This is a genomic window from Aeromicrobium sp. HA, from assembly GCF_027171405.1.
GTDB classification, from domain to species: Bacteria; Actinomycetota; Actinomycetes; order Propionibacteriales; family Nocardioidaceae; genus Aeromicrobium; species Aeromicrobium tamlense.
Map to the genome: position 1 here is coordinate 2,990,992 of NZ_CP114372.1, position 12,572 is coordinate 3,003,563.

At 72.5% G+C, this 12,572-nt stretch carries 10 protein-coding genes; all 10 read right to left on the bottom strand.

The window, feature by feature from the left end:
* Positions 1-6 precede the first annotated feature (6 nt).
* The 10 genes from hemL to O3S82_RS14855 all read right to left on the bottom strand — a co-directional run bounded on the left by hemL (position 7) and on the right by O3S82_RS14855 (position 12,529).
* On the bottom strand, positions 7-1,326 hold the full coding sequence (gene hemL, locus O3S82_RS14810) for a glutamate-1-semialdehyde 2,1-aminomutase (RefSeq protein WP_269303830.1): 1,320 nt from the start codon (positions 1,324-1,326) through the stop codon (positions 7-9).
* 49 nt (positions 1,327-1,375) lie between these two features.
* On the bottom strand, positions 1,376-2,344 hold the full coding sequence (gene hemB, locus O3S82_RS14815; protein WP_269303832.1) for a porphobilinogen synthase: 969 nt from the start codon (positions 2,342-2,344) through the stop codon (positions 1,376-1,378).
* A gap of 120 nt (positions 2,345-2,464) precedes the next feature.
* Positions 2,465-4,141 (bottom strand): uroporphyrinogen-III synthase, encoded by a 1,677-nt coding sequence (locus tag O3S82_RS14820; RefSeq protein WP_425545970.1) that lies wholly within the window; start codon positions 4,139-4,141, stop codon positions 2,465-2,467.
* Complete coding sequence (gene hemC / locus O3S82_RS14825; RefSeq protein WP_269303833.1) at positions 4,138-5,064, bottom strand: hydroxymethylbilane synthase; 927 nt, start codon at positions 5,062-5,064, stop codon at positions 4,138-4,140. Before hemC ends, O3S82_RS14820 begins: the two co-directional genes overlap by 4 nt.
* Positions 5,061-6,356 carry a glutamyl-tRNA reductase gene (locus O3S82_RS14830; protein ID WP_179422594.1) on the bottom strand — a complete coding sequence of 432 codons (1,296 nt, stop codon included), beginning with the start codon at positions 6,354-6,356 and terminating at the stop codon, positions 5,061-5,063. Before O3S82_RS14830 ends, hemC begins: the two co-directional genes overlap by 4 nt.
* 76 nt (positions 6,357-6,432) lie before the next feature.
* Positions 6,433-7,104: a redox-sensing transcriptional repressor Rex gene (locus tag O3S82_RS14835; protein ID WP_269303835.1), complete on the bottom strand. Its 672-nt coding sequence runs from the start codon at positions 7,102-7,104 to the stop codon at positions 6,433-6,435.
* A 105-nt stretch (positions 7,105-7,209) separates the two neighbouring features.
* A complete protein-coding gene (locus tag O3S82_RS14840) occupies positions 7,210-9,255 on the bottom strand; it encodes an acyltransferase family protein (RefSeq protein WP_269303837.1) in 2,046 nt (681 codons plus the stop codon).
* A gap of 4 nt (positions 9,256-9,259) precedes the next feature.
* On the bottom strand, positions 9,260-10,582 hold the full coding sequence (locus O3S82_RS14845; protein WP_179422588.1) for a polysaccharide pyruvyl transferase family protein: 1,323 nt from the start codon (positions 10,580-10,582) through the stop codon (positions 9,260-9,262).
* A gap of 59 nt (positions 10,583-10,641) precedes the next feature.
* Positions 10,642-10,902 carry a glutaredoxin family protein gene (locus tag O3S82_RS14850; protein WP_179422586.1) on the bottom strand — a complete coding sequence of 87 codons (261 nt, stop codon included), beginning with the start codon at positions 10,900-10,902 and terminating at the stop codon, positions 10,642-10,644.
* A 76-nt stretch (positions 10,903-10,978) separates the two neighbouring features.
* Positions 10,979-12,529 (bottom strand): class I adenylate-forming enzyme family protein, encoded by a 1,551-nt coding sequence (locus O3S82_RS14855; RefSeq protein ID WP_179422584.1) that lies wholly within the window; start codon positions 12,527-12,529, stop codon positions 10,979-10,981.
* Positions 12,530-12,572 lie beyond the last annotated feature (43 nt).

Consider the following 12,572-nt stretch of genomic DNA (forward strand, 5'->3'; position numbering starts at 1 on the left):
TTCGTGTCAGCGGGCCGCGGCGGCGGCCGCGCGGGCGGCGCCGGGGAGGGCTTCGGCCAGTCTAGAGAGGGGCTCGGAGTCGACGTCGGGGTCGTGCGCCGCGGAGAGGAACCAGGCCTCGTACGCGCTGGGCGGCAGGTAGACGCCGGCGTCGAGCATGGCGTGGAAGAACGCCGTGTAGGCGGCGGTGTCCTGGGACTGCGCGCCGGCGAAGTCGGCCACCGGCTCGGCGACGCCCCAGAAGACGCTGAACATCGTGCCGGCGGTCTGCAGGGTGTGCGGGACGCCCGCCTCGGCGAGGGCGTCGGAGACGAGCGACTGCACCTGCGTGGACGTCGCGTTCAGCCGGTCGTAGACCTCCGGGGTGGCCAAGCGCAGCGTGGTGAGGCCGGCGGTGGTGGCCACGGGGTTCCCCGACAGCGTGCCCGCCTGGTAGACCGGGCCGACCGGCGCGAGCAGGTCCATGACGTCGGCGCGCCCGCCGAACGCCGCGGCCGGGAAGCCACCGCCCATGACCTTGCCGAAGGTCATGAGGTCGGGCTGCCAGCCCTCGACCTTCCCGTCGATCTCCCAGTAGCCGCTGCGCGCGGCGCGGAAGCCGGTCATCACCTCGTCGGTGATGAACAGCGCGCCGTGCTCGGCGCACGTGCGGGCCAGGTGCTCGTTGAAGCCCGGGTGGGGCGGCACGACGCCCATGTTGCCCGCGGCGGCCTCGGTGATGACGCAGGCGATCTGGTCGCCGTACTCGGCGAAGGCCGCGTCGACGGCGGCCGGGTCGTTGTAGGGCAGCACGATCGTGTCGGCGGTGACGTGGGCCGGGACGCCGGGCGTGCCCGGGATGCCGAGGGTGACGACGCCCGAGCCGGCCTCGGCCAGCAGCGCATCCACGTGGCCGTGGTAGCAGCCGCTGAACTTCACGATGCGGTCGCGGCCGGTGAAGCCGCGCGCGAGGCGGATGGCCGACATCGTGGCCTCGGTGCCCGAGGAGACCATGCGGACGCGCTCGACCGGCGTGCGGCCGACGATCTCCTCGGCCAGCAGGACCTCGGGCTCGGCCGGGGTGCCGAAGCTGGTGCCGCGGGCCGCCGCAGCGGTGACGGCCTCGATGACCTCGGGGTGCGCGTGACCCAGCAGCATCGGCCCCCACGAGCCGACGAGGTCGACGTACCGGTTGTCGTCGGCGTCGGTCAGCCACGCGCCGTTGCCCGAGGCCATGAACCGCGGCGTGCCGCCGACGGCCCGGAAGGCGCGGACCGGCGAGTTCACCCCGCCGGGCGACACCTGCTGGGCGCGGGCGAACAGCTCCTCGGATGCGGTGGTGCTCATGCGTGCTCCTCTCGGGAGCGCTGCGGTGATGTCCGCGAGGACGTCACGGTCAGCGCGTCAGGCGGCGGGCGACCTCGGCCGCCCAGTAGGTCAGGACGATGTCGGCGCCCGCGCGGCGGATGCTGAGCAGCGACTCGTCGATGGCGCGCTCGCGGTCGATCCAGCCGTTCGCGGCGGCGGCCTCGATCATCGCGTACTCCCCCGACACCTGGTAGGCGGCGACGGGCACGTCCACGGCGGCCCGCACGTCGGCCACGATGTCGAGGTAGGACATGGCCGGCTTCACCATGACGATGTCGGCGCCCTGCTCGAGGTCGAGCAGCGTCTCGCGCAGCGACTCCCGGCGGTTGCCGGCGTCCTGCTGGTAGGTGCGGCGGTCGCCCTGCAGCGAGGAGTCGACGGCCTCGCGGAACGGGCCGTAGAACGCCGAGGCGTACTTCGCGGCGTAGGCCAGGATCACGACGTCCTCGTGGCCGGCGGCGTCGAGCTCGCGACGGATGACCTCGACCTGGCCGTCCATCATGCCGCTGGGTCCGACGACGTGGGCACCGGCCTGCGCCTGCGCCACGCCCATGCGCCCGTAGATCTCCACGGTGGCGTCGTTGTCCACGCGGCCGCGGTCGTCGAGCACGCCGCAGTGGCCGTGGTCGGTGAACTCGTCCAGGCACAGGTCGGCCATGACGAGCAGGTCGTCGCCGACCTCGGCGCGGGCGTCGGCGATCGCGGTGTTGAGGATGCCGTCGGGGTCGAGCGCGCCCGAGCCCACGGCGTCCTTGTGCTGGGGCACGCCGAACAGCATGACGCCGCCGAGGCCGAGCTCGACCGCCTCGGCGTAGGCCCGACGGGCGGACTCGCGCGAGTGCTGGACGACGCCCGGCATGCTGGCGATCGGCCGCGGCTCGTCGATCCCCTCGGCCACGAACATCGGCAGGACCAGCTGCGACGGCACCAGGTGCGTCTCGCGGACCAGCCGGCGCACGGCCGCGGTGGACCGCAGCCTGCGGGGGCGCTCGATCATGCTTGCCTCTCCTTCGGCGGGGCGCAGTTTCCCCGGTTAAGCGGGGAAACTGTCACTGAACGGGGTTCGCAAACCTCGTTCAGTGACAGGAAACCCACTTAACCGGGGAAACCGACAGTCTCAGGCCTTGCGGCGCGAGGACGGCTTCTTCTGCGAGGGACGCAGGACCGGCTCGCCGGCCTCCACGAACTGCAGGCGGCGCGCCTCGCCGAACTGCGCGAGGGCGTCGGCCAGCTCCTCCGCGGACGGCTTCTCGGCCATCACGTCGACGCGCAGGCCGTGCTCCTCGGCGGTCTTCGCCGTCGCGGGGCCGATGCAGGCGATGATCGTCGTCGCGTGCGGCTTGCCGGCGATGCCGACGAGGTTGCGCACGGTCGAGCTCGACGTGAACAGCACGGCGTCGAACTTGCCCGACTTGATCGCCTCGCGGGTGGGCGCCGGCGGCGGCGAGGCCCGGACGGTGCGGTAGGCGGTGACGTCGTCGACCTCCCAGCCCAGCTCGACCAGGCCGGCCGCGAGGGTCTCGGTGGCGATGTCGGCGCGCGGCAGGAAGACGCGGTTGATCGGGTCGAGCAGCTCGTCGAACGGCGGCCAGTCCTCGAGCAGGCCACGACCGGACTGCTCGCCCGAGGGCACGAGGTCGGGACGGATGCCCCAGGTCTCGATGGCCTCGGCGGTCTTCTCGCCGACGGCGGCGATCTTCAGGCCCGAGAAGGCGCGCGCGTCGAGTCCGTACTCCTCGAACTTCTCGCGGACGGCCTTGACGGCGTTGACGCTGGTGAAGGCGACCCACTCGTAGCGACCCTCGACGAGGCCGCGGACGGCCTTGTCCATCTGCTGCGGGTTGCGCGGCGGCTCGACCGAGATGGTGGGGACCTCCTCGGAGACCGCGCCGTACATCCGCAGGCGCGCCGCGAGCGACTGTGACTGCTCCTTCGTGCGGGGCACGAGCACGCGCCAGCCGTAGAGCGGCTTGGTCTCGAACCACGACAGCGCGTCGCGCTGGGCGACGACCTCGCCCACGACGACGATCGCCGGCGGGGTCATCTGCGCGGCCTTCGCGGCGTCGGCGATGCCGGCCAGCGTGGAGACCACGGTCTCCTGGCGGGTGGTGGTGCCCAGGCGCGTCATGGCGACGGGCGTCTCGGGCGAGCGGCCCGCCTCGACCAGGCCGGAGGCGACCTCGGCGATGCGGTTCACGGCCGAGAGCAGCACGAGCGTCTCGTGGCGGGCGGCCTCGGTCCAGTCGACCGAGGCGTCGCCGACGCTGACGACCTTGAACTCGCGGTGCTGCTTGTCGGTCAGCGGCACGCCGGCGTACGCCGGGACCGCGGAGACCGACGAGACGCCCGGGACGACCTCGAAGGAGATGCCGGCCTTGGCGCAGGCCGTCGCCTCCTCGGGGCCCGTGGCGTACGTGAACGGGTCGCCGACCATGAGGCGCACGACGTGGGCGCCGGTCTTGGCGTGCTTGACGACGAGCTTGCCGCGGGCGGCGTGCGTGAGGGTCTCGCCCGAGGCGTTCGTGCCGCCGTCGACGATCTCGGCACCGTTGGTGACGAGCGCCTCCTGCTCGGGGGACTCGACGATCACGACGTCGGCCTGGGCGAGCACCTCGGTGGCTCGCACGGTCAGCAGGCTGGCGTCGCCGGGGCCGGCACCGACGAAGCTGACCCGGCCCACAGGCTGGGTGCTGGTCGCGGTGGTGGCGGGGGACGTGGGCATCGCGGAGGTGGTGGACACGCTCTTCCTTGCTTTGTTCGGTGGCGGAGTCTCGTGCTGCGTGGTGGTGCTCATGGGGCGGTCACCGAGCCCATGAGCTGATCGGCGCCCTCGGCCAGCAGCTCCTCGGCGAGCCGGCGCCCGAGGGCGGCGGCTTCCGTGGGAGTACCGGAGGCGGACCGTCGGATGACGGGGTTGCCGGAGAGGTCTCCGACGACGGCGCGCAGCCAGAGCTCGTCTCCGTCGTCCCCCCAGACGACGTCGGCGAGAGCTCCGACGGGCGCGCTGCACCCGGCCTCGAGGGTGGCGAGGAGGGTGCGCTCGGCCGTGACGGCGGCCCGGGTGTCGGGATCGTCGATCACGGAGAGCAGGTCGAGGGTCGCGTCGTCATCGGCGCGGCACTCGACGGCGAGGGCTCCCTGTCCGGGAGCCGGCAGCATCTGCAGGGGGTCGAGGACCTCGGTGGCCTCGTCGGCACGGCCCAGCCGCAGCAGTCCGGCGCGGGCGAGCACGATCGCGTCGAGCTGGCCGCCGGTGACCTTGCCGATCCGGGTGTCGACGTTGCCGCGCAGCTCGGCGATCTCGATGCCGAGGCCGAGCGCGTTGAGCTGGCTGACCCGGCGCGGGCTGCCGGTGCCGACGCGGGAGCCGCGGGGCAGCTCGCCGAGGGTGAGCCCGTCGCGGGCGATCAGCACGTCGCGGGGGTCCTCGCGCTGCGGCACGGCGGCCAGGGCCAGGCCGTCGGCGTCACCGGTGGGCAGGTCCTTGAGCGAGTGGACGGCGAAGTCGACCGTGCCGTCGAGCACGGCCTCGCGGACCGCGGCGACGAACACGCCGGTGCCGCCGATCTGCGTGAGCGGCGCGCTGGAGCGGTCGCCCTCGGTGGAGATCATCACGAGCTCGACGTCGACGCCGTGGGCCTCGCGGATGCGGTCGGCCACCCAGCCGGACTGGGTGGTGGCCAGGGCGCTGGCGCGGGTTCCGAGTCGGAGGGTCATGCGTCTCCTCCGGGGTCGGTGACGGCCGTGACCGCCGACGGGTCGAGCTGGAACAGGTGGGCCAGCGCATCGGCGTACGTGAGGTTCTCGGGGCCCTCGACGAGCTCCTTGACGCGCACGGTGGGCTGGTGGATCAGCTTCTCGGCGACCCGGCGCATCGCGCGGCGGACCTCGTCGAGCTGGGCCTCGTCCAGGCCGGACAGGCGGGACTGCAGGCGCGCGGTCTCGGCGCTGACGACCTCGGTGGCCATGCTGCGCAGCGCGACCACGGTGGGGGTCACCTTGGCCTGCTGACGCGAGGCGAGGAACGCGTCGACCTCGGACTGCACGATGCGGCGGACCTGCTCGACGTCCTCGGCGACGGAGTCGGCGGTGGCGCGGGCGGCCAGCACCTCGATGTCGATGACCTCGACGCCCGGCAGGTCGCGGACCTCGTGGGCGACGTCGCGCGGCAGCGCGAGGTCGATCACGGTGAGCTCGCGGCCGTCGGCCGTGGCGCGCTCGATGCGCGGCGTGTCGAAGACGACGCCCGTGGCGCCGGTGCACGTGACGAGCACGTCGGCGGCGGACAGCTCGACGTCGAGCGACTCCCAGCGGACGGCGCTGACGCCGTGCGTGGCGACGAGCTCGAAGGCGCGCTGGAACGTGCGGTTGGCGACCCAGATGCGCGACGGGTCGACGCCGCGCTCGATCAGGGTGCGCACGGCGAGCAGGCTCATCGTGCCCGCGCCGGCGACGAGGAAGCGCTTCTGGTCGCCGATCACGGCGTCGCCCGCGGCGTCGAGCGCGGCGGTGACCAGCGACGGCGCGAGGCGGTCGATGCCGGTCTCGGCGTGACCGCGCTTGCCGATGCGCAGCGCCTGCTGGAACAGGGCGTTGAGGCTCGTGCCGGCGGTGGACTCGGCCTGCGCCTGGTGCAGCGTGCTGCGGACCTGGCCGAGGATCTGGCTCTCACCCAGGATCATCGAGTCGAGGCCGGCGGCGACGCGGAAGAGGTGCGCGACGGCGGCCTGGTCGTAGTGCACGTAGACGTACGGCAGCAAGGCCTCGCGGCGCAGGCCCGACTGGTCGGCGAGCAGCTGCGTGACCTCCTCGACCGAGCCGTGGAAGCGGTCGGCCTCCACGTAGACCTCGACCCGGTTGCAGGTCGAGATGACGGCCGACTCGGTCACGGCGGGGACGTCGAGCGCCTGGTGCGACAGCTTGACCGCCGCATCGGTGTCGAGGGACGCCTGCTCGAGCAGGTCGACGGGAGCGGAGCGGTGGGACAGGCCCACGACGAGCACGCTCATGCCGTCACCTCCGTAGAAAAGCGAAGGTACGGACGTGCCGGCATGAGGTGCCCCATGGTCACTCGCTGACGCTCGCTCATGAGATCACCGCCTCCTCGGTGGAACCCGCCTGGCGGCGGTGTGCGTGGTAGCCCAGGATCTGCAGCTCGGCGGCGACGTCGACCTGGCGCAGGTCGACCTCGGCCGGGACCCGCAGGGCCGTGGGCGCGAAGTTCAGGATGCTGCTGATGCCGGCCTCGACGAGGGCGTCGGCGACGCTCTGCGCCGCGGCAGGCGGGGTGGCGATGATGCCGAGCGAGACGGCGTCGCGCTCGACGATCCCCGGAAGGTCGTCGATCGAGAGCACCTCGTGCCCGCCGACGGTGGTGCCGATGAGCTCGGGGTCGGCGTCGACGACGGCGGCGACCTTGACGCCGCGGGCGCCGAAGCCCTGGTAGGCGGCCAGCGCCGAGCCCAGGTGACCGGCGCCGACGATGACGACGGGCCACGGCTGGGTCTGGCCCACGACGGCGGCGATGTGGCCGGCCAGGAAGCGCACGTCGTAGCCGACGCCGCGGGTGCCGTAGGAGCCCAGGTGCGACAGGTCCTTGCGGACGATCGCGGAGTTCACGCCGGCCGCGGTGGCCAGGTGCTCGGAGGAGCAGACGTCGGTTCCTCGCTCCGCGAGCTCATCGAGAGCCCGCAGGTACAGCGGGAGCCGGGCGACGGTCGCGTCGGGGATCCCAGCGGGGCTGCGAAGAATGGTCACGATGCTCCTGCGCCGCGGAATGACGGGAATTTTGGGCCGTGGCGCGCCGCCAGTCTAGGAGTTTGGGAACCCTTTCACAAAATCGGCGACGGCGACGCGGCCCGTTCAGCGGTCACTGGTGGGGAGCCCGTCGACCTGCGCGGTGATGCGGCTCCACAGGAACGGAGCCAGCGTCCGCGTGAACGTCGCGGTGAAATGGTGACGGTCGCGGTACACGTTCACGCCGCCGATCATCGCCGGGCAGACGTCCTCGAGGCAGTAGAAGTCGGTCATGTCGATCCGCTCGGCTCCCTTGGTCATCCGGGCGGCCTCGCCGAACGCGTCGCCGTACGGGAAGGCCTCGTCGCGCGGCACCGAGCACGTGGTCTCGTCCCACGAGTCGACGCGGTCGAGGCACTTCGCGGGCGGCGTGCCGTTGTCGGGGTTGTCGACGACGGCGGCCACCGGAATGCCCAGCTTCGTCGCCTTCGTCCACGCCTCCGAGAGCGCCTTCGCCTGCTGCGCCTGCGAGCCGGCGAGGTTGCGGGAGTAGCCCGTGGTGACGATGAGGTCGATGTCGTCCTGGTTCTGCTCGATCCACTCCTGGACGTTCTCGCGCCACGCGGGGCAGGTCTGCAGGACCTCGGGCACGGCCGTCCGTCCGGGCAGGTCGGTGGACCACGCGCAGCCACCCTTGAGCTGCGTGGTGAGCGAGAGCTCGTCGAGCTCGGCCAGACGCACGAAGCCCGGCAGCAGGGCGCGGGCGTGGGAGTCACCCAGCAGCACGACGTGGGGCCGGTCGCCCGAGCGCTCGCCGAAGTCGCAGGACTTGAGCTCGACCTGGTCGTTCTTGCCCCAGCACTCGCTGCGGCCGCCCCAGTCGCGGCTCACGTCGGGGCCGGCCGGCACCCGCATGGTCGCGAGCTCGGGGTTCTCGCAGTCGCCGGCGGGCGGCATCGACGCCGCGCCGAAGCACTTCGGCATGTCGGCGTTGACCCGGGCGGTGAACTCCTCGGCACGCTGCTCCTCGGCCTGACCGGCCTGGTAGCCGAACACGGAGAAGCCGACCACCAGGGCGGCGGCGAACACGGACACGAGCCCCGTGACCCGGGGGCGCCGGATGCCGAACCGGGTGCCGAAGCGGATCGGGTTCTCCACGAACCTCATCGTCAGCCAGGCCAACACGAACGTGCCGAGGAGGATGCCGACCCGTGGCCACAGGCCCAACTCCTCGCCCAGGATCTCGGGCAGCAGGATGATCGGCGGCCAGTGCCACAGGTACATCGAGTACGAGAGGTCGCCCGTGACCTGCACGGGCCGCCACGCCATGATCGGCGTCGGCGAGAGGCGGCCGGACGGGGTGCCCGCCGCGATCACCAGCAGCGTCGCCAGGACGGGCGCGATGGCGGCCGTGCCGGGGAACGGGGTGCTCTCGTCGTAGACGAGGGCGCACACCGCGATGACGCCGAAGCCGAGCCAGGAGGCCGCGATCGCCGTGGGTCTGGGCAGCCGGATCCGGTCGACGAGGGCGACCGCGAACAGCGCTCCGGCACCGAACTGCCACGCTCGCGCGGGGGTGGCGAAGTAGGCCAGCTGCGGGTGCTGCGAGGTCAGCCACAGCGAGAACAGGAAGCACGTCACCGTGACGACCGACAGGACGACCAGGACGGCCTTCGCGCGCGCCCAGCCGCGGCGCCGGGCCAGGGCGAGGGCCCCCACGATGAGCAACGGCCAGACGAGGTAGAACTGCTCCTCGACCGAGAGGGTCCAGTAGTGCTGGACCGCCGAGGGGACGCCGTCGGCGGCGAGGTAGTCCACCGAGTCGATCGCCAGCACCCAGTTCTCGACGTAGAGCGTCGAGCCGATGATCTCGCGGAAGTTCTGCGTCCACTGCGCCGGCGGCAGCCAGACGAGGACGCCGATCGCGGTGACGAACAGCACGAGGTAGGCCGCGGGCAGCAGACGCCGCGCGCGCCGCGCCCAGAACTGCGCCAGGTCGACGCGGTCCCGGCGCTCGACCTCGCGCATGAGGTGGCTCGTGATGAGGAAGCCGGAGATGACGAAGAAGACGTCGACGCCGATGTAGCCGCCGCTCAGCCGGCCGGGCCACAGGTGGAAGAGGACGACCGCCAGGACGGCGGCGGCCCTCAGGGCTTGGATCTCAGGACGCATCAGGTCAGCGGCCGCGCCGCAGCAGGCCCTTCAGGCCCTGGTTCGCCTCGAGGGCCTTGAGGCGCGCCTCGGCCTTCTTCGCGCGCGCCTCGGCCTGCGCGATGCCCTGGTGGGCGGCCCGCGCCGCGTTCCAGACGCGGAGGTCCATCAGCTCGGGCTCGGTGGAGCGGGGCCGGACGACCAGGCCGGGACGCGCCTCGACCTGCGCGACCGCGCGGTCGAACGGGGTCTCCCCCGCCGGCAGGTCGAGCGCGTGACGCAGGCCGTGCCTCTCCAGGAAGCCGGCGAAGCGGGCGAGGCGCTCGGGGTGGTTGCCGATGAGGGCCGCGTAGTCCGAGCGCTCGAAGATCCGCTCGGGCGTGTCCTCGAGTCGGTGCTCGGTGACCTGCGTGTGCGGGATCTCGAAGTACTCGCACAGCTCGCGGGTGCGGCTGTCGTGCACGATCACGTGCGCCGGCGTGCCCGCCAGCAGCGACGAGATGTTGCCGTGGATGCGGTGGCCGACCGTGAAGTCGCGCGCGGCCATCGACTCGATCCACGTGGGCGCGTGGCAGTGCAGCACGGCCTTGTTGTCGGCGATGACGTCGTGGCGCATCGAGCCGGGGTACTCGCGCGAGCCGGCCTTGACCGCGGGGCCGCCGAGCATCGCGTCGAGGTCGCGGATCTCCTGCGCGACGAACTCGGCACGGGGGTGGCGCTTGAAGACGTCGGCGACCCAGCCGTCGGGGATCGGCACGTGCGGCGTCAGGTTCAGGCTGACCTTGGTGCTCTTGTCGAACGTGGGCGCGGTGTCGCGGACGTGCAGGTCGCGGCCGCGCAGGAACATCGACGGGCAGCCGATGACGTCGACCTCGGAGAAGCCGAGGTCGGACAGGTAGGCGGCGGTGCGCTCGCCGCGCACGCCGATCGAGGGGCCGTGGGCCAGCACCGCGCGCATGAAGCGCCGGGCGGCCGCGTCGACCTCCTCGGAGCGCTCGGGGGTGCCGTCCAGCTGGAACTGGCCACCGACGCCGAGGATCGTGACCGGGACCGTGAGGCGCTCGATCGCCGAGGTCAGGTCGCCGAGCTGGGGCAGATAGCCGCGGCGGAACGCGTTGGCCAGCGGGATGACGACGTGCCGCTGCTCCTCGTTGAGGCGATCGACGCTGCGCATCAGCGTGTTGAGGTTGTTCGCCTCGACGTCGACGCCGTCCACCATCACCGAGCGCTGCGCGGACGCGGCGAAGATGAGGTTGCCGGAGTTCTTGCCGCATCCGGCGCGGAACCGCTTCATCGACGGCGGGTCCAGCGGGTCGACGTAACGGCGGACGTAGATGCGATCTGACACGCCTAGAAGTTTCCCCGACCGCGACAAGGAACGCTAATGCGCCCCGCCGCGGGCCCGGCTCAGCCGCGGGCGAGCGCCGCGCGCAGGCGCGTGGGATCCACGCGCCAGAAGTCGTGCTGGCGTCCGTCGACGAAGGTCACCGGCACCTGCTCGGTGAACCGCTCCTGCAGGTCGGGCTCGGTGTCGATGTCGACCCGCACCCAGTCGTCGCCGGTCTCGGCCACGAGCTGCGCGACGACCTGCTCGGCGGCCTCGCACAGGTGGCAGCCCTCACGGGAGTAGACGACGACGCGAGCGTCGTCGGCGTGCGCGATCGTCATGCCGCCACGCCCGCGGAAAGACGACAGTACGAGCGTGCCGGCATGACCGACCGCATGTTCGCTCGCTCGTGCTCGCTCATGCCGGCTCCGAGCGCACGAGGGCGCGCAGGCGTCCCTTCGCGACCTTGCCGGTGGGCGAGTGCGGCAGCGCGGCCACCACGATGACGCGCGACGGCACCTTGAAGCGCGCCAGGCGCTCGGCGGCGATCGTGCGCACGGCCTCCTCGACCGGGGCGGCGTCTCCCTCGGGGTCGTCGGGCACGACGAACGCGACGACGGCCTCGCCGGTGCGCTCGTCCTCCACGCCGATCACGGCGACGGACTCCACGCCGGGCGCGTCGACGATCGCCTCCTCGATCTCGGAGGGGTACACGTTGAAGCCCGAGACGTTGATCGTCTCCTTGAGCCGGTCCACGAGGACGAGGTTGTCCTGGTCGTCCAGCAGGCCGATGTCACCCGTGGCCCACCAGCCGTCGGCGTCGGGGCCGTCCGAGCCGTCGGGCCAGTAGCCGGAGAACAGGTTGGCGCCGCGGACGAAGACCTGGGCGGGGTCGCCGGGGGCGGCCGGCTGGCCGAGGAAGTCGCGCAGCGCGATCTCGACACCGGGCAGCGGACGGCCCACCGAGCCCGCGGGCGGCAGCTGGCCGGGCTCGCGACCGTCGCCGACCGTGGTGGTGACGACCGGCGAGGTCTCGGTGAGGCCGTAGCCCTGCTCGACCGGCTTGCCCGACAGGGCGTGGAACGCCTGCGCCAGGTCGGGGTCGAGGGCGGAGGCGCCCGAGACGATGAGCCGGACGTTCGCGAACGCCTCGGCGAGGCCCTCGAGTCCGACGAGCGCCTGGATAACCTGCGGCGCGAGGGGGAGGTTGGTGATGCCGTGGTCGACGATGTCGCCGAGCAGCGCACCGGGGTGGAACTCCTCGATCAGCACGACGGTGGCGCCCGCGCGGACCGACAGCGCGAGCACGCAGTTGAGTCCGTAGACGTGGAACATCGGCAGCAGTCCGAGGACGACGTCGTCGGAGGTGATGACCGGCGGCGACTCGATCTGCAGCAGCTGGTCGATGTCGGCGGCCAGCGCGCGGTGCGTGAGCATCACGCCGCGCGGCAGGCCGGTGGCGCCGGAGGTGAAGAGCACGACGGCGAGCGACTCGGGGTCGCGCGGCGCGACGGGGGCGGCGTCCCTGGCCTGGTCGAGGAGGGCACCGAAGCGCAGCTCGCCCTCCTGCGGGGCGGCCCGGTGGACCACGATGAGGGAGTCCCCGGTGTCGGCCTGGCGCACCTGGGTGATCGACTGGGCGTCGCCGACGACGATCTTGGGCGAGCAGGCCGCGACCATGCGCGAGATCTCGCGGGGCGTGGCGCGCGGGTTGATCGGCACGGCGACGAGACCGCCGCGGAGCACGCCGTAGTAGGCGACCGCGAGGTCGATGCCGTTGGACATGACGAGGGCGACGCGCTGGCCGGCCAGGACGCCGCGCGCGAGGAGGGTCTGGGCCACGCGATCGGCCCACTGGTCGAACTCGGCCCACGTGACCCGGCGGTCGGTGCGGGGCTCGATCAGGGCGATGCCCTCGGGGTCGCGACGCGCGGTCTCACGCAGATCGTCACTCACGTTGACGGTCATGCCGACGAGTCAACCACACCTGCTGGCCGCACAACGCCGTTAC

Excerpts from the sequence above, each read along its gene's own strand:
- O3S82_RS14840 (WP_269303837.1), bottom strand. The coding sequence starts at position 9,255 with ATGCGTCCTGAGATCCAAGCCCTGAGGGCCGCCGCCGTCCTGGCGGTC.
- hemB (WP_269303832.1), bottom strand. The coding sequence starts at position 2,344 with ATGATCGAGCGCCCCCGCAGGCTGCGGTCCACCGCGGCCGTGCGCCGG.
- hemC (WP_269303833.1), bottom strand. The coding sequence starts at position 5,064 with ATGACCCTCCGACTCGGAACCCGCGCCAGCGCCCTGGCCACCACCCAG.
- O3S82_RS14830 (WP_179422594.1), bottom strand. The coding sequence starts at position 6,356 with ATGAGCGTGCTCGTCGTGGGCCTGTCCCACCGCTCCGCTCCCGTCGAC.
- O3S82_RS14850 (WP_179422586.1), bottom strand. The coding sequence starts at position 10,902 with ATGACGATCGCGCACGCCGACGACGCTCGCGTCGTCGTCTACTCCCGT.
- O3S82_RS14820 (WP_425545970.1), bottom strand. The coding sequence starts at position 4,141 with ATGAGCACCACCACGCAGCACGAGACTCCGCCACCGAACAAAGCAAGG.
- O3S82_RS14855 (WP_179422584.1), bottom strand. The coding sequence starts at position 12,529 with ATGACCGTCAACGTGAGTGACGATCTGCGTGAGACCGCGCGTCGCGAC.
- hemL (WP_269303830.1), bottom strand. The coding sequence starts at position 1,326 with ATGAGCACCACCGCATCCGAGGAGCTGTTCGCCCGCGCCCAGCAGGTG.